The 16,172-nt window shown below is 44.2% G+C and carries 15 protein-coding genes; 1 reads left to right on the top strand and 14 read right to left on the bottom strand.

Going from position 1 to position 16,172, the window contains the following annotated elements; translation table 11 throughout:
* Positions 1-175: 175 nt before the first annotated feature.
* The gene (gene purL / locus CXF69_RS10435; RefSeq protein WP_102078913.1) at positions 176-4,201 is read right to left on the bottom strand and encodes a phosphoribosylformylglycinamidine synthase; all 4,026 of its coding nucleotides are present in this window, start codon (positions 4,199-4,201) and stop codon (positions 176-178) included.
* Between the two features lie 482 nt (positions 4,202-4,683).
* Between purL and CXF69_RS10430 the strand changes: the two genes are divergently transcribed.
* The gene (locus CXF69_RS10430) at positions 4,684-5,178 is read left to right on the top strand and encodes a pyridoxamine 5'-phosphate oxidase family protein (RefSeq protein WP_057758090.1); all 495 of its coding nucleotides are present in this window, start codon (positions 4,684-4,686) and stop codon (positions 5,176-5,178) included.
* A gap of 102 nt (positions 5,179-5,280) precedes the next feature.
* Here CXF69_RS10430 and pgsA read toward each other — a convergent pair whose 3' ends face one another.
* The 13 genes from pgsA to CXF69_RS10365 all read right to left on the bottom strand — a co-directional run bounded on the left by pgsA (position 5,281) and on the right by CXF69_RS10365 (position 16,082).
* Positions 5,281-5,964 carry a CDP-diacylglycerol--glycerol-3-phosphate 3-phosphatidyltransferase gene (gene pgsA, locus CXF69_RS10425; RefSeq protein WP_057758088.1) on the bottom strand — a complete coding sequence of 228 codons (684 nt, stop codon included), beginning with the start codon at positions 5,962-5,964 and terminating at the stop codon, positions 5,281-5,283.
* Positions 5,965-6,736: 772 nt separating this feature from the next.
* Positions 6,737-6,997, bottom strand: coding sequence for a hypothetical protein (locus tag CXF69_RS10420; protein ID WP_102078605.1), 261 nt, complete (start codon positions 6,995-6,997; stop codon positions 6,737-6,739).
* Between the two features lie 9 nt (positions 6,998-7,006).
* Complete coding sequence (locus CXF69_RS10415) at positions 7,007-7,495, bottom strand: hypothetical protein (RefSeq protein WP_180954803.1); 489 nt, start codon at positions 7,493-7,495, stop codon at positions 7,007-7,009.
* Positions 7,496-7,895: 400 nt separating this feature from the next.
* On the bottom strand, positions 7,896-10,013 hold the full coding sequence (locus CXF69_RS10410; protein WP_102078603.1) for a DUF3987 domain-containing protein: 2,118 nt from the start codon (positions 10,011-10,013) through the stop codon (positions 7,896-7,898).
* A 106-nt stretch (positions 10,014-10,119) separates the two neighbouring features.
* The gene (locus CXF69_RS10405; protein ID WP_102078602.1) at positions 10,120-10,701 is read right to left on the bottom strand and encodes a hypothetical protein; all 582 of its coding nucleotides are present in this window, start codon (positions 10,699-10,701) and stop codon (positions 10,120-10,122) included.
* A complete protein-coding gene (locus tag CXF69_RS10400; RefSeq protein ID WP_102078601.1) occupies positions 10,694-11,320 on the bottom strand; it encodes a hypothetical protein in 627 nt (208 codons plus the stop codon). The genes CXF69_RS10405 and CXF69_RS10400 overlap by 8 nt, the downstream gene beginning before the upstream one ends.
* Complete coding sequence (locus tag CXF69_RS10395; RefSeq protein WP_102078600.1) at positions 11,307-11,588, bottom strand: hypothetical protein; 282 nt, start codon at positions 11,586-11,588, stop codon at positions 11,307-11,309. The genes CXF69_RS10400 and CXF69_RS10395 overlap by 14 nt, the downstream gene beginning before the upstream one ends.
* Positions 11,581-11,868 (bottom strand): hypothetical protein, encoded by a 288-nt coding sequence (locus CXF69_RS10390; protein WP_102078599.1) that lies wholly within the window; start codon positions 11,866-11,868, stop codon positions 11,581-11,583. Before CXF69_RS10390 ends, CXF69_RS10395 begins: the two co-directional genes overlap by 8 nt.
* Positions 11,869-12,150 carry a helix-turn-helix domain-containing protein gene (locus CXF69_RS10385; RefSeq protein WP_102078598.1) on the bottom strand — a complete coding sequence of 94 codons (282 nt, stop codon included), beginning with the start codon at positions 12,148-12,150 and terminating at the stop codon, positions 11,869-11,871. It lies immediately after the preceding gene.
* 2 nt (positions 12,151-12,152) lie between these two features.
* Complete coding sequence (locus tag CXF69_RS10380; protein ID WP_102078597.1) at positions 12,153-12,383, bottom strand: helix-turn-helix transcriptional regulator; 231 nt, start codon at positions 12,381-12,383, stop codon at positions 12,153-12,155.
* Between the two features lie 198 nt (positions 12,384-12,581).
* Positions 12,582-13,136 carry a hypothetical protein gene (locus CXF69_RS10375; RefSeq protein ID WP_145990086.1) on the bottom strand — a complete coding sequence of 185 codons (555 nt, stop codon included), beginning with the start codon at positions 13,134-13,136 and terminating at the stop codon, positions 12,582-12,584.
* A gap of 148 nt (positions 13,137-13,284) precedes the next feature.
* The gene (locus CXF69_RS10370) at positions 13,285-15,456 is read right to left on the bottom strand and encodes a hypothetical protein (RefSeq protein WP_102078595.1); all 2,172 of its coding nucleotides are present in this window, start codon (positions 15,454-15,456) and stop codon (positions 13,285-13,287) included.
* A gap of 212 nt (positions 15,457-15,668) precedes the next feature.
* Positions 15,669-16,082 (bottom strand): antiterminator Q family protein, encoded by a 414-nt coding sequence (locus tag CXF69_RS10365; RefSeq protein WP_102078594.1) that lies wholly within the window; start codon positions 16,080-16,082, stop codon positions 15,669-15,671.
* Between the last annotated feature and the right edge of the window lie 90 nt (positions 16,083-16,172).

The raw sequence follows: 16,172 nt of genomic DNA, 5'->3' as shown, positions 1-16,172 counted from the left end.
CGCAATTTTAACATGGGTGTCACCACCTATACTCGTGAAAGCACGGTATAAACGCTAGTCTTTATTTCCAAACACTCAACTCTTAAACACAAAAAAGGTGAGCCTAAGCCCACCTTTTTATTTTAAACAACAGCTATCTCAAACTATAAGCAATTGCTAGAGGTTTGAGTAGCGACTAGCGCAACCAAGCGCGAGCATTACGGAACATACGCATCCACGCGCCGTCTTCGTCCCACTCTTCTGGTTTCCAGCTATGGTTATAAGCTTTTAGGTTACGCTCAGGATGCGGCATCATGATAGTGACGCGACCATCAGTGCTACATAGACCCGTGACACCGCCGAGCGAACCGTTTGGATTGAGCGGATACGTCTCGGTTGGATGACCTTGGCTGTCGACATAACGCATCGCCAGCTGACCGTGTTTTGCCATACCGTCGATTTCGTTGTTGTCTAGTGTGGCATAGCCTTCACCATGCGCCACAGCGATTGGCAAGATACTGTCTTGCATGCCTTTGAACAGGATCGACTTGGTACGCTCAACTTTTACGTTGACCGTACGCGCTTCAAAACGAGCTGATTTGTTCGCGACGAAACGTGGGAAGTTTTCTGCACCTGGGATGAGGTCTTTTAACTGAGCCATCATCTGACAACCGTTACAGACACCCAAGCTAAAGGTATCAGGACGGGCAAAGAAGCGGACAAACTGCATGCGTAGCTCGTCATGGAACAAGATAGAGTTCGCCCAGCCAGAGCCAGCGCCCAGTACATCACCATAACTAAAGCCACCACAAGCGACCAGACCGTCGAAGTCACGTAGATTGATGCGACCATTTAGTAGATCACTCATGTGTACATCGACTGCTTCAAAGCCAGCTTGGGTAAAGCCTGCTGCCATCTCTGTCTGACCGTTGACGCCTTGCTCACGCAAGATGGCGACTCTTGGCTTGCTGTTATCAGAATCAGCACGGCTGTTTACATACGGTTCTTCAACTTTTTGATTCAGATCAAAGTTAGGCGCAGCGATTAGACCTTTATGGCTCGCGTCAGCAATCAAGTCATACTCTTGCTGTACGCACGCTGGATTATCACGGCGGCGCGCGATCTGATAGCTAACCTGCGTCCACGCTTGCTGTAACTCAGTACGGCTAAAGCGTAAGGTGTCATCACCCATAAGCGTTGGCGTTTGGATCAGTAAGCTGTCTTCTTCCGAGCTTTGACCGACGAGGCTCAGCATATCAGCAACGTTAAACTCTTCTGCCAACTGCATGAGAGCGGCGACGTTTTCTGGTAGTACTTGAATGACCGCGCCCAGCTCTTCACTGAACAGCTGACCGAGTAAGTTGTCGTCATCCAATGACAGCTTGATACCTTGACGGCTGGTGAACTGCATCTCAGCGATGGTCGCTAGTAGACCGCCATCACCGATATCGTGATAGGCACTGATGACGCCTTGTGCGTTGCCTGCTTGGATAAAGTTAAAGAAGTCGACCAAGTCGCTTGGCTGCGCCAAATCTGGGCAGTCGTTACCCAATTGGCTCAGCGTTTGCGCAAGGATTGAACCGCCTAAACGCAATTTTCCTTTAGACAAGTCAATACGGTAGAACGCGCTGTCGCCATTGATTAGCTCAGGCGTTAGCGTTTTTGCCACATCAACCACAGGAGCAAAGGCGGTAATTACCAAGCTCATTGGTGACACGACTGATTTATCCGTATCACCTTCTTCACTGCTGTCTGTCCAGTTGGCACGCATCGATAGCGAGTCTTTACCGACTGGGATAGCGATACCGAGTGCTGGGCACAGCTCTTCACCGACGGCATGTACCGCATCAAACAATGCCGAGTCCTCGACATCATCACCACATGCTGCCATCCAGTTCGCTGACATCGTGATATCAGACAACTGAGCAATACGCGCGCCAGCGATGTTAGTAATCGCTTCACCCACTGCTAAACGCGCAGAGGCTTTTGGACTGATAAGCGCAACAGGCGTACGCTCGCCGACACTCATGGCTTCACCAGTCATCGGCTGACCATCTAACGCAACTAGACCTGTCGCCGTCACCGCGCAATCTGATACAGGCACCTGATAGCGACCCACATACTGATCACGCACGACCATACCCGTGATAGAGCGGTCACCAATGCTGATCAAGAATGATTTGCTAGCCACGGTTGGGTGACGTAATACATCGGTGATTGACTCGGCTAGATTAACGTCATCAAGTTCTAATGCTGGTAGTGTATTGTCGCTACGCTCGAAGCTACGCTGCATTTTTGGTGTACCGCCGAGCAATACTTGCATCGGCATATCGACAGGTTGCTCATCTAGCAGCGAATCGTTAACCACCAATTGACGCACATCCGTAGCTGTACCCAAGATGGCATACGGGCAGCGCTCACGCGCACAGATCGCATCGAACTGGGCTTCGCTATCAGGGCGAATCGCGAGGACATAACGCTCTTGAGCTTCGTTTGACCAGATGGCCATTGGCGACATGCCCGCTTCTAGTGATGGAATCTTACGCAAGTTCAGATGCGCGCCCATTTCATGATCATTGACCAATTCTGGCATGGCATTAGACAGACCACCTGCCCCTACGTCATGTAGTGAGACGATTGGATTGCCGTCTTGACTGTTGTTACTGGCGTCTACATCATCACCAGACTCTTTATTACCAGCTAAGGCCCAGCAGCGATCGATGACTTCTTGGCAGCGACGCTCCATCTCAGCGTTATCGCGCTGAACTGAGGCAAAATCCAAACCTTCATCAAGGTCACCACTATCGACTGACGATGCGGCACCGCCGCCCAGACCGATTTGCATCGCAGGGCCACCAAGAACAATTAGCAAATCGCCTTTTGTGATTGCATTTTTTTCAATCAGGTTGCGTTTGATATTGCCGTAACCACCTGCCAACATGATTGGCTTGTGATAGCCGCGCATCTCGCTACCGTCTTTTGCCGCAGAGGTATCTAGCTGAAAACTACGGAAGTAACCGCATAGATTTGGACGACCGAACTCGTTTGAGAAGTTGGCTGAGCCTAATGGCGCTTCGGTCATGATCTCAAGGCTGGTTGCCATACGATCTGGCGTACCATAATCCTGCGTACTCAATTGACCTGACTGCTCCCACTTTTCGCTAAGCTCTGGGATATGCAGATGTGACACGTGGAATCCTGTTAGACCCGCTTTTGGCTTACCACCGCGACCAGTCGCGCCTTCGTCACGAATCTCACCGCCCGCACCTGTTGCCGCACCAGAATAAGGGGCAATCGCTGTTGGATGATTGTGCGTCTCAACCTTCATTAAGATATCGATGTTCTCTTGATGAAAGTCGTAAGGATGGATTGAGTTGGCATCCATGGCGTCGGTCGGGATAGGATAAAAACGCATACCATCAGACCCAGCCATCACAGCGGCGTTGTCTTTATAGGCTGATAAGATACCTTGTGGGTTCGACTGGTACGTGTTTTTAATCATTTGAAACAGTGATTTTGTCTGCACTTCACCATCGACTGTCCATTGGGCATTGAAGATCTTATGACGGCAATGCTCTGAGTTGGCCTGTGCAAACATCATCAGCTCAACGTCCGTTGGGTTGCGTTTCAACTCATTGACATAGGCATTCATCAGATAATCAATATCTTCACTTGATAACGCAAAGCCGAACTCTGTATTGGCAGACTCTAGCGCTGCCTGACCTTGTCCGATCACGTCGATATGATTCAATGATGCTGGCGCTTGATCGTCAAACAATTTGCTGACATCGCTCAAGTCATAAACCAAGCTCTGCGTCATACGGTCAAACAACAATTGCTCAGCGTCTACTGGTAGTTTTTCGCCTGCTTCACCATCAATTGTTAACGTATAAACAACGACACGCTCAACACGATTGATCTCGATTTCACAGTTATTAAAGATATCTGTTGCTTTACTTGCCCATGGCGATATCGTACCAAAACGTGGCCCAACGATGACTTGTAGTTGGTTGTCTTGCGGCGTATTTAGCGTTGCTGAATGGTCAACCGCCAGTAAATCTAGCGCTTTTTTATGTTCATCACCAGATAGCTCTCGTGATAGCACATACACTTGCTGTGTACTTATTTGACTGACATTTAGCTCGGTTTTTTGCTGAAACTGACTGATGAGTTGCTGCGTCTGAAAATCGGTAAGAAACGGTTGTCCGGCGATGGTCATCATAAAGGCATAATCCGTAAGATCAAGGCATCTCTGCCATGCTAAGTAAATGGTCTGGGTATTATAACAAGAAGACCTGTAATAAGCAGGTCTAAACCAAGATAAATTGCCGATAAGTTGCGTTCTATCGCGACTTACTATTTGCGAATCGATAATTCAAAAAAGCCAAATTTCCAGTTGTTTTTAACTAACCTATTGAAAAATAGAACGCTCAAATCTACTCTGTCACAATTTTTACCTAACCTTCATATTCCTTACAAACACTCACATCGCATTACCGGGAACCTATATAAATGTAGGGTCACAACTCGGTATTCTAGTCTCAGTTGTTGAGGCGACGATGACGTTTAACTTTTAGATTTATTTAATGGTTAAACATATCTAGCCTGAAGAAAAATTACTATAAATAATCAACTGTTCAATTCGGCTAATTAAAACAATGCTATATAAGCCCAATTAAAACACTATAAAAAAGGAAATTTATTATGAGTAGACAAGACCATATCGATAAAGTACAAGAATTGGTAAAAGAAGTGAAATTTGCCATGATGACCACTCGTACTCATGAAGGCCATTTACATGCCTGCCCAATGACGACTAGCGAGACGAGCATTGGTGCAAAAGAGATTTGGTTTATTGGTGATAAAACCACTGAGACCATCAAAGATATTGAAAAAGACCCACAAGTGAACTTGGCCTATGTCAGTCAAGATTCAAAAGATTATGTCTCAATTAACGGTAAAGCAGAATTGGTCGAAGACCAAGAGAAGTTAGACGAGCTATGGTCGCCAATTTACAATGCGTTTTATGAGCAAGGTAAAGAAGATCCAAATGTCCAATTAATCAAAGTCGTCCCACATGGTGCAGAATACTGGCTAAGCGGTAGCTCAGTAGTTAATATGTTTAAGATGACCACTGCTGCAGTAATGGACGGTAAGAAAGCGACCAACTTAGGCGAAAACAACTCAGTGACATTATAAGTCGTCTGATTTATAAGTAGCAAAAACAAAAACGCCAGTGGCTAATGCGACTGGCGTTTTTTATTGCTTAAATTTTATGCTAACTATTTTTGTCTTATGGAATTATCCGCTTTGCTTTAAGTAAGGCCAAGCAGCTTTTAGATAAATCATCATCGACCATAAGGTAAGTATTACAGCGGCGACCATTAATACATAACCGATAGTTTCAAGTGACTGCCAATTAAGTAGTAGTACGGTAATTGCCACCATCTGAAAAGTGGTCTTTAGTTTGCCCACATAAGATACCGCGACGCTAGTACTCTTACCCAGCTCTGCCATCCACTCACGTAACGCTGATACTGCGATTTCACGCGAAATAATGACGATAGCCGCTATCGCCATAATGATATTGGGATGCCACTGTACAAGGACAATGAGCGCTACAGCTACCATTAACTTGTCAGCGACAGGGTCCAAAAATCGACCAAAGGCTGACATGACATTAAGTTTACGAGCAAAATACCCATCGAGCCAATCGGTAATCGCGGCAATGATAAAGACGCCAGTCAATAATAAATGGCGCAACAAACTATCACTAAACTCACTCATCCCAACGCGCGCAATGACATTGTCTGAAATCGCAGGCATACCAATACCCATGGCTGGCGGCCAATAGGCAATCGCGACAAATAGCGGAATCATCAAGATACGCGCAATCGTAAGGTTGTTTGGCAAGTTAAAAATACTCTTGGTATTTTGCGAACTTGGCGGTTCTTCCTGCGTATGCAAATGCGTGCTGTCAGTCATGGCAAACCCAGTTTAATATGAACATAATAATGGCAGATAGCTTAGCATTTTTCGGACAAGGCGTCATGCCATCTCTGCAGCGATTGAGTTATCAAAGGTATCAATATCGACTAGATGACCTTCTATCGCCATAAGGTATTGAAAATATTGAAAGCCTTTATTGATAATTTCACCATAAAGCTCCGCTACTTACTCTAAATATCAGTGCTTCATATCAATCTTTGCGTCTTTTGGATTTTTACAACGTAATATACTGTAACCAAAACCGCCAGACAGCACTCAATTGCGCTATCATAGCGACTGTACCAGAACACTTGTACACTTAAATCAGTAAATATTAATAGCTAAGTAAATATCTCCACCTATTGTATTGATAATTATTATCCTTATAAATAACAGTAGAGAGCACCAATAATTACAACAACTCTTGACCACGGCCTGTGTAGCTAATACATGACCCGTTTTCCTCAGCCCACAGTACCTCCTCTGTGGGCTCTTTTTTTACCCGTAAAGCGTTGATTTATATAGGTTTGATATTTTTATATATTGAATTGACCACCAATTTGACCACCATTTGCTCAAAATTTTATTTTTTTATATGGTTTCTTTTATGCTGGCATGTCAGATTTTGACAATGTAGAAAGCGACCTACACTTAAAATAAATATCACCACATCTGGGGTTATCTTTTTTGTATAGTCGCAGAGAAGAGAATGGATAGCTCAAAGGTTGAAGCTATCCATTTAGTTTAATTCAGTTAGCGTATCAGCTTCTTAGTACTCATTACGGACATACTCAAGCCTTTCATTAAATGCGGCTCTTTTCTGTTTATCGCTTACTATCTCACTAATAAGATCATTAAGAGTAGTCACATCGTCAGCAACAACATCTTTAATCACTGGTCTATCGAGGGACAATAACTTCGCTTGACTCATCGTCGCTATAACTACAGCGTTTGGGTTGCGCTCATCGATAGCGATTTGTTTAGCTAGCTGCAAATCTTGCATTAAGTCGTTCAAGTCAGGTAATCGCATTTATTAACCTCATCTGGTACATCCTAGTTTATCAAGTGACGCTTGCCATACATCAGCACTCAGCTTGTCATACTCATTAACCAACTTTATATAGGTACTGTGGTGCATGCCTTTAGGACGTGATCCAATGCCATGAATAGCACCACGTTGCCAGCCTAACTTTGATCTAAGAGTATTTAAACGATTGAATATTCTGTCTATCGGTTGTTGTAGCTGACTACCATAATTTGCGCCAATGCAATGACGGCAAACATATAAGCCAGCACAATATAAAGTTGATGTTCTTTTATGGCATTTAGGACATAACCACCAGTAGCGATGACCGCCATAGTTGCATGATGTTTTAGATAACTGGATAGAGTATTGGTAGGAACTGCTTCGATAGCTGTAATTGAATTCGATGCTCTGAGCGTTGCCTTGTCTCAGCTGCTCACGATAGCGTGAGATATTCAGTTTAAGATAGTCATCTAAGCTGTGAGTCATAGCAATTGCTGGCATGTCTAATCTCTGGTTGTTATCTAAATCATTAGTCAATTTATAACCTTGATTATAACATGGTTTAATTTATCCCTACATAAACAATGCTTTAATTACTAGAGACATAAGAAAAGGCAGACGTTCACGCCTGCCAATATAGTTTTATACCTACAAAAAGTCGCTAAAGTTGCTAAAGTTCCTGTAAGCCTTATTACTTATAGCCTGTAGCTTAGATTGTACCTGCTAAGGTTCTGCTAAACTTGCTATAGTTCCGCTAAAGTTAGCCAAGTTTAGCGATAGATTAGCAAGTTTAGCAATGCTTAGCAGCGCACTACCTAAAGTTAAGCCCTTGACTGGCAAGGGCTATATAAAGTTTAGCAAGTTTAGCAGCTTTTTAAGATTAGCGAAGTTATAGCTAAGGTTAATTAATCAGCTTAGGGTTGATACATACCAAACGCCTGCGCCCGTCACTTTCTAACCTGATATGTCCCACACTTTGTAAGTCTTCAAGTAAACCGTTAAGCTTCTTGCCTCTTAGTGCATTGGGTGCATTTTGGGTAACAAATGACTTATTCAATATAGGTGGGTTTTTACCCCTCACTTTATCGACTAGCCAGCTACTTAGTTTCTCACTATCGTTCTGCTCACCTGCTGGCGTTGCATCAAGATAGCGCAAGCGTTCGGCTGTTGAGTATTCCACTAGCATAAAAGCGCGCGTTATATCATCAATAGTTACTACCTTGCGCTCATCAAAGAACGCCATCAATGATGCTATACGACTAGCATTTTCTGCCATCCGTGATGCATACGCTTTTAAATACTCCAATGTCTGCCCTTGTGCTTGTCGATTCTCTATTGCCTGCATATGTTTATAGAAGACTTGTTCTGCACCATCTGCCCACTGCATTTTGATACGCTGCGGTGTGCCTGTGCTGTCATTGGGTAGGCTAGCTGGTAGCGGATCAAGCAAGCTATGACAACGTGACCAGTAAGCGATCAAATCAGGATTATCATATGGGCTATCATTCCTGCGCTGCTCGTCGTCCCAAGTTCTTTGACCGCGTAAGTCTTCAGGACAAGCAATTAAGGCCCTTGCTAAAAATCCCTGCCCATTCATCAATGGATCAGTTAATGCCTGCTCTAACACTACCCGTTGACCTTGTAGCAGTAGTGTCATGCGTACGCCATGTGCATCTGTTTGCGGTGTGGCATAAGCAGACTTTTGCGAGCGTAAACGAGACACTTCGCCATCACTATATAGCTTAGTAATTGCAGACAATGCGCTGCCTGCAGTGTCACCAGTCATCGTATGACCATTGAAGAATTGCCCTGCTTCATCTGTGGTCCACGATGCGTTACTCATTTCACCACTAATAAACCTATCGAGTATCGGCTCAATAGTTGCATCATCAAATAATGTCTTAGGATTTTGCGGCCTTGGGTTTTCATCTAAGAATGTAGATAACTCTTTACCCTTTAAACTAGCTTTATCACTTTCCCACGTTGATACATCATCTAAATAGCTAGCGTACTTCTGGCGCTCATACTCTTTAATTTTGAAGTGAGTTAAGCCCATTGCTTGAGTTTTACCGCTACCGCTTTCACCTTCCGTTATTAATATCAAGCAAGCTGCCATATGGCTATGACCAAAAGGTGCATCAATAAACCGCTGCCCCATGTGTGCTAGTGACCCTAAAACGCACTGACCTGCCATGGCAAGCGGCACTTGTGCGTAGTACGCCACTAACTCAATAACTCGCCTTAGTAGTCCTGTGAAAGCATTTATTGGGTATGGTGTGGGTTTGCTAGGATCATTGGCTAATGGTTCAGGTTCGCCCCATATCTCAGCTTGTAGATCGAGTATGGTTGTATCATCAAGGGCTAATATATCTCTATAGCTTAGATTGCCATACTCTAAATGCTCTAGTACGTTTCTATCACTGGTAACAATGGCTTTGACGTTCTCGCCCTTGAACGGCTTACAAACTTTGTCTTTTTGATCTAAGGTAGTAAAGATAGTCACGGGATAAATTTCGGCAAAGTGACTGACCATGCTATTAAATAGCAGCTTATCAAGGCTTACCAGTAGCGTGACATTATCGGCTATGAGGTAGTAAGCCAGCTTTACAACGTCCTCTAGTGCGTCATCAATCGCTACAAGCTCATTACCACTATCTAACGTGCCAATGATCAACGCGGACGGCTGCATACGGTCAATGATTAACGGATCATGATTGCCGTTGGCGGTAATGCTGGCAAGGGTGACGGGTTTATCTTGGTTACTGCTCAGTACTAACCCTATCGTGCCAGCTGTGGGCACTGTCTTACCTGTATCAAAGCCTGTGGTTATGGTAATATTGCTATCAAGGTGCAATAGCTTATCTTGCGAGCATGACTGCTCACATAGGTTATAAAGATTAAGTAATATATTGTCATCTGCTAGCCCTTGCCGTGTGGCTGCATCAAATCTACTTATCATTTCAAAGCCTGCGCTAAATGCGTGGGCTTTTTCATGGGTGTCTGTTGGTGTGGTGGTCATCCGTTCCCCCTTGCTTGTGACTGGTTCGGCTTGCGCGTGGCTCTGTACTTCTTGTAGTAGCTTTTACGCTTGGCGTGCTTACGGCTCTGTTTTGGTGGGTAGGTTCTCACTGGCTGCCCTCCTTGCCGTAACGAGTCATTGCTAGGGTTTCTTTGATTGAACCTAACTGGCTTTGCAGTAGTTCGTGCCATGTTTCAGTGGTGTCATGCGTTAAGCGTGCCATTGATATAGCAACATGAGGTTCTATTTTTTCATAGTGAATGAGTGCTAATAGCTTGCCAATGTCACTTATAACAACGGCTGCGCTCTCAAGGTCACAAGCAATATCTGATAACTCAAAAGATGACATAACAATAACTTCATTGTCGTTCGGTTCGGTTATGTCTATTACGGTGCGCTGGCTTGATTGGCTGCCATTGTATAACGTGGCTATCGCTTGGCGGTTTGCTGGCGTGTCATGGAATAGTGACGGTAAGGCATCATCACGGCTTACTTTGCCGTCATTTCGGTAATGGTATGTTTTGCTGTTGAGGGTAAAGCCTAAACAATCATATTCTTTATCATTGAATAGCTTGTAAGCAGCAAAGCCCACAGACGGGCATAGCACGCTATCACCTGCCTTGAATGTGGCTGGTGTGCTGTTAGTAGTGGTTTGAATGTTTGAGGTCGTACGGATTGAATTAGGCATGATAGCCTCCTGAATGTTTTGTATGTGTGAGGGTATGCTTAAAAAAGGGTATAAACGGGATTACAACAACGGCATTCAGGCCGCGGAACTTATTTCCCCAAAGGGGTATTTTATTAGGTTCACTCATCCCGTCATAACTTACGTCACTGTGTCCAGTGCCATAGGTATAACGATTACTACTTATTACGTTGTTATCTGTGTCCGTGGTAACTTTCTGGGTGTTAATCAGGTCAGTTTTAGACACAAAAATAGCCAAAGGTTGACGACTTGGCTTTGCCGCTGAATGTTTTGTTGTGGGGTTATGATAACGCTTGTTATCATGACTTGTAAAGCGATGGTTTTCGTTATTACTAGATGTCAAAAAACTACCTAAAAATGGGTAATCTCCCCTGTTACATCCTTTTTTTCCACCGCCAGAAAACATGTGGTTTTTTGTGCTTTCTGCTGATTTAACGGCCCTATTTTTAATATTGCGAATAAGACTCAAAATAGCAGCATTTAGGCTCAAATTTTGGCTATTTACACTCAAATTCTTATGATAAAGGCTCAAATTCGTGACATTCTGGCTATCGTGCTCCACATCACAGAATGTTAGGTCGTTTTTCTTATCTTTGCTCATCTCTCACCCCTTCCACGTTAAAAGCGATTTCTGCTATTCGGGTCGACAATCCTTTAAGCGAATCTACTTGCCTACTACCTGTAGGTAGCGAACCGCGTAGAGCTAGCATTTTATTTTCTACTTCTACTATCTCAGTCAGACTATTAATGGCGGTCACGTTAGCATGTAGGGTAATGATTAGCTGATCTATAAATTCATCAGTTATCATCAAAAACCCTTCATTTTTTAACCTGTCTATAACTTCGTTTACTAGATCGTTATTACTCATGGCTTGTTGCCTCCGCTTGGTACGGTAATGCGTGGTCACAAAACATGTCGCTAACAATACCTGCCAGCTCGCTATTGGCATAAAGTGCGGCTTTGACTGCCACAAGAACGCCTTGGCTAACCTCATCTTTTGTTTTGATAGCATCTAGCGCGGTGGCTAGGTGGTCAGTATCGCGGTAAATGTCCTGTATGCGGTCATACATAAGACGTAAGTACAGACTATCCACGGTCACTAAGCGGCTGGCTGGGGTGTCGATTGATATGCTAGGGTGGTTATTCATTTAGTTCCCCTCGCTGTTAGATAGTTCGCTTTCAAGTAATGTCTGCTCATCAAGCCAATAGACCGAAAAACGCTTGTCATTGTGCGTGACTATCTCGCTTTGAATGGTTAGCCCTGCGGTTCTTAGGTCATGAATGCGCTGTGCTAGGCATGTGATTTGATAAAGGCGGTAAGCATCCCAAGTAGTGATTGTTGCCCCTGTCATCAGGTGCGCTCTAACAGTGTCAATCTGTGTTTTAGGTGCTGGCTGGTTGGTCACTGGGCCGGTGGCTGTAGTAGTCATGATTAAGCCCCCTTGCTAGCTGAATGTTGGCGTTCAAGCCACGATAATAGGTCAGCATTTCTAAATAATAGAATGCCGTTGATATCAATTGGTCTTGGGAACTTGTCAGCTTTCCACCACCGACGGAGTGTCTGATGATGAACACCTACTAGGGACGCTGCTGTCTTAATACGTGTCTGCCCTTGCGGATGCAATTGGGTTGAGCTTTGCGGATTGTTTGATACATTTAGCATATTGCTAACTCCTGTGTCATGCCGTTACTTGGCGTTGATTTGAGTTATCAGTATGCTAAAAGCTTAGCGGGCTGCCATCCTAGTTGGGGTGAGTTCGCATCCTAACTAGGGTGCTAGTTGATCGATTAAGAGAACATATAATTGAAAAAACCCACCGATTAATGGGTGGGTTTTGGTTCTTAAGATACAGTTGGTTTATTAGTAATCAATGCCGGCTATCGTTGCAATTTCATCAATACTCATATCTTCCCTAATTGCACACCGAAAGGCTTCGCCTATTTTGTCGTTACGATCTGCTATTTCTACGAGTATATTCAATCCAACAACACCTTGATTTTCTAAGTTTTTAGCTATCTGCTGCACATCAGCTTTCTTTGGTTTGTCCTCTTCAGTGTAGTAGCAATCTGTAAAGTCATGGCGGTAGGTAATTTCTGTAAGTCTTTCGCTGTAAAAATCAATATCACTACCAGCTTCAAGTTTTTGATTATCTTGATAGGTAAGATATAGCTTAGCTGTAACGCCGCTTATTACTACCAATGCCAAGCTAGTAGCAATACCAATAGCAAAAGACCTTCTAGTAATACCGCCTTTATTGTTAGGCATCATGCTGCCATCGAATAGGGCCCTAGGATCAAGAGTAGCAAAAAGTAAGTATTGAATTACTGCAAAGAAAATGAGCCATGCACATGCACCGAACACCGCGGCAGGCAATTCATTGTAGGATGAAATATTGGCAAAAATACCACCTAACACAACTGCGAATCCAATAATCCATAGGACTTGAAGTAGTCTTACTAAAAATGACTTCAATCTATTCTCCAGCGTAGTAGTTAAAATATAATGCCTGAAAAGCACTATAACCAAACTAAAGTGCTTTAAGCAATCTATATCTAACAAGTAATTAGAACGATGTTAGCGGTGCATTATTGGCAATTTTCGTGCCTGCTACACTGTTATTAGCTTCTTGACCTGTCTTGGCACCTGCCGCCGCTGACAGTTTAGCTGCCATCTTTAGTAGATTATCCAATGCAACTTGTTTGTGTTCCGGTAGTTTGTTAGCTGCTAGCAGTAGGTTTTTGCCTGCGTTGGTGGTTAGTAGCGTTTTAGCTAGTGCTGCCATCCCTGCAATTTTTGCGGTTCCTATTGGATTGGACATGACACCACCAACCATAGCAATATCAGTCAGTCTTACTCCTGTTGGTGGATTCTCTTTGTATTGACCTGCACGCTCAACGTGTCGCATGAGTTTAACTAGTCCGTCCATCTGCCTCTTGTCTTCACCTTTGAAGATATTGCTATATGGATCACTCAATCGCTCAAATTCTTTTGCGAAGTTGGCAGGGCTGAAACTACCTGTACTTTCATTTGTGGCCTTATTGATAGCCTGGTCAGCCATCTGATAACGCAATGCCGCTTGCCCTTTTGGGTCTAATGCTCGATAGAAGTTGTTAGCTCTATCGCCTTGACCTGTTTTAATAAATGCTTTGTAAATTTCATCGGGCTTGTTACTATCCATTGCATTGGCAATAGCCTTGTCCGCACGCTTCATTGCATTCTTATAAAACTTGTCTGCACGTTGGTAGGCTTTTTTGATACCTGCGTTACCTGAGTTAAGCGCAAAGGCTGCTATATCATCGTCGACCGCTTGTCGCAAGTCACCGATAGCTTTTGATGCCGCACCTTTTCCGCTTATCCCTAGCTCACTTGCAAGATTACCAAGTCTTGATCGCAACTGACGCATATTAGCAAAGTCTTTCGGTTTGGCTGCATCCGCTAAATTGGCTTGTATGCCTGTGAGCTCTCGAACAATAACATCATCAGGCGATAAAGATGCCGCTTGTTCATCAAGCGTTTTTATTAGTGCTGACTGCGTATTGGTAGGCGTAACAATGTCGTTGCCACTCGCTACAACTGCTTCATCTACTTTGTCATACAATCTTGATGCAATCTTACCCTCACGGAAGGCGCGAACCTCTGCACTCGCTTGTAGTACGCGCCCTGTGTCGTCACCTGCTGTCTCAACGATGTTCAGCACACGCGCTGCGTTTCTATCACCTGCTGCGGCTGCTTGTCTGATAGTTGGCAATGCCTTGTAGTCTGTGTCAGCCATAACAGCTTTAAGTTTACCGGTGATTTTACGTGATGCGACTTTCGCTTGACTGTGTTGCCCTTCTCTAAACTTGCCCATACCTACTATTGGTATGCGCTCGAGATGAGTTTCTGTGTTCTTAATAACGCCGCCGCCTTTGATATCGCCAACGGACGTTCTAACATCAAACTGCTTGCCTAAGTCGTCAATCTCTTTGTAAGCTGGTGCAAGGCGACCGTTCTTAGCGTTGACCGCCTTCGTTACGCCTTTGCCGACTGCGCTAGCGACTTTCTCACCAACACCTTGACCGATAGCACCACCTGCTGCGCCTACGCCCATATTAAGCAGTCTATCATCTGTATCGTCTGCATATTGAGCTGCACCAACTGCTGCACCTCTCACGCCTTGGTCAGCCATTCGAGCACTTAAAGAAGCACCACGACTACCTGCATAAATTGGCAAAGTCGCCGCAATCTCAGTACCACCGCGAACCCAATCGCCACCGTCACGACCTGCAACCGAACGAGCGCCATCAGTGGCTAAATTTGCTTGCTCATACTCTTTGTTATAGCGACCTGCTGCATTGGTATCTAGATTTGTTCCAAGTACGCTGTTAGCGACTGTGTTAGCTTTATCTGCAAATTGTTTATTCATCTGCACGATGCCTGCGCCTGCATCAGCCAAGCCCATCGCGGCACTTGTTGCGTATGAGCTTAGCTTATCGCCTATTGATGCATTGGGGCTTGATTGGCCTGCGACACGGCTGCCTTTCGCTCGGCTTGGGTTCAGGTTAAACATACCCATAACATCCTCAAGGGGTGTTTGTGATCCCGCCTCTTGATACCTTTCAACGGCTGTTTGTAGGTTTTTGCCTACGTTATCTTTTCGTTTGAGTAGCTTAATGGCGATCTCTTGGTCGCCAAGCCCTGCCTTACGATACTTATCTACAATCTTTTGCACTGCTGCTTTAGATACGGCTGCCATAATTACCACCTATGATGTTGTTAGCTCAAGTTTTCAGATTGAAACTAACGTTGATTGAGGTTATCAGTATGGCTCAAGCCTGTATTATGGGCATCCTAACTAGGGTGAAGCTATGCCCTAATTGGGATGCAAGTTTATGCCTAGTTATTTACTTAGCATTAAAAAAGCCGCACTTATTAAAGTATGGCCGCTTTATTATTGGCAGTGTAGCGTCAGTGGCTTAACCTTGTTTGGCCAACTATTAAACCTGCGATAAATCCTTCAGCACGTGCTATATGCTGTACAGCGGTATGCGAGCTCACTTTGTTAACGCTATCCTTGCCATACTTGAGCGGCGTTAGATAATACTCTGCTATGCCATTGGTGCTCATACGGTCAATATATTTTAGCTTTAAAATCTTGCCTTCTAAGGGTTTACATTCGCATAAAATGGTTACTAGTCTTTCTACTTTTAGTGCTTCGTCATCAGTGAGAAACATAGCAGAACGTACTTTGCTTTTCTCTACAACATGTCCACGCATTAGACTAGCCATCGGACTTGAATATCCTAAACCGTTGCCTTCTGCCAACACCCAGTTACCCCATGCTGTCAGCAACTCCTGTACTTCTACGCCGAAATCAATCATACAAAGATCCAAAAAAATACGGATGTAAAATTAGTTTGCTCATTGCTTCACATCTTAATAACTGATGAGTCGCTCCAGTACGTACAGCAA

The sequence above is a fragment of the Psychrobacter sp. Choline-02u-9 genome (assembly GCF_002836505.1).
Lineage (GTDB): Bacteria > Pseudomonadota > Gammaproteobacteria > Pseudomonadales > Moraxellaceae > Psychrobacter.
Note: the sequence above shows the minus strand (reverse complement) of the source record. Positions and strands in the feature narration are given on the sequence as shown.

Excerpts from the sequence above, each read along its gene's own strand:
- CXF69_RS10380 (WP_102078597.1), bottom strand. The coding sequence starts at position 12,383 with ATGCTAAATGTATCAAACAATCCGCAAAGCTCAACCCAATTGCATCCG.
- CXF69_RS10405 (WP_102078602.1), bottom strand. The coding sequence starts at position 10,701 with ATGCCTAATTCAATCCGTACGACCTCAAACATTCAAACCACTACTAAC.
- CXF69_RS10430 (WP_057758090.1), top strand. The coding sequence starts at position 4,684 with ATGAGTAGACAAGACCATATCGATAAAGTACAAGAATTGGTAAAAGAA.
- CXF69_RS10365 (WP_102078594.1), bottom strand. The coding sequence starts at position 16,082 with ATGATTGATTTCGGCGTAGAAGTACAGGAGTTGCTGACAGCATGGGGT.
- CXF69_RS10420 (WP_102078605.1), bottom strand. The coding sequence starts at position 6,997 with ATGCGATTACCTGACTTGAACGACTTAATGCAAGATTTGCAGCTAGCT.
- CXF69_RS10415 (WP_180954803.1), bottom strand. The coding sequence starts at position 7,495 with ATGCCAGCAATTGCTATGACTCACAGCTTAGATGACTATCTTAAACTG.
- CXF69_RS10395 (WP_102078600.1), bottom strand. The coding sequence starts at position 11,588 with ATGAGTAATAACGATCTAGTAAACGAAGTTATAGACAGGTTAAAAAAT.
- CXF69_RS10410 (WP_102078603.1), bottom strand. The coding sequence starts at position 10,013 with ATGACCACCACACCAACAGACACCCATGAAAAAGCCCACGCATTTAGC.
- pgsA (WP_057758088.1), bottom strand. The coding sequence starts at position 5,964 with ATGACTGACAGCACGCATTTGCATACGCAGGAAGAACCGCCAAGTTCG.
- CXF69_RS10370 (WP_102078595.1), bottom strand. The coding sequence starts at position 15,456 with ATGGCAGCCGTATCTAAAGCAGCAGTGCAAAAGATTGTAGATAAGTAT.
- purL (WP_102078913.1), bottom strand. The coding sequence starts at position 4,201 with ATGATGACCATCGCCGGACAACCGTTTCTTACCGATTTTCAGACGCAG.
- CXF69_RS10385 (WP_102078598.1), bottom strand. The coding sequence starts at position 12,150 with ATGACTACTACAGCCACCGGCCCAGTGACCAACCAGCCAGCACCTAAA.
- CXF69_RS10390 (WP_102078599.1), bottom strand. The coding sequence starts at position 11,868 with ATGAATAACCACCCTAGCATATCAATCGACACCCCAGCCAGCCGCTTA.
- CXF69_RS10400 (WP_102078601.1), bottom strand. The coding sequence starts at position 11,320 with ATGAGCAAAGATAAGAAAAACGACCTAACATTCTGTGATGTGGAGCAC.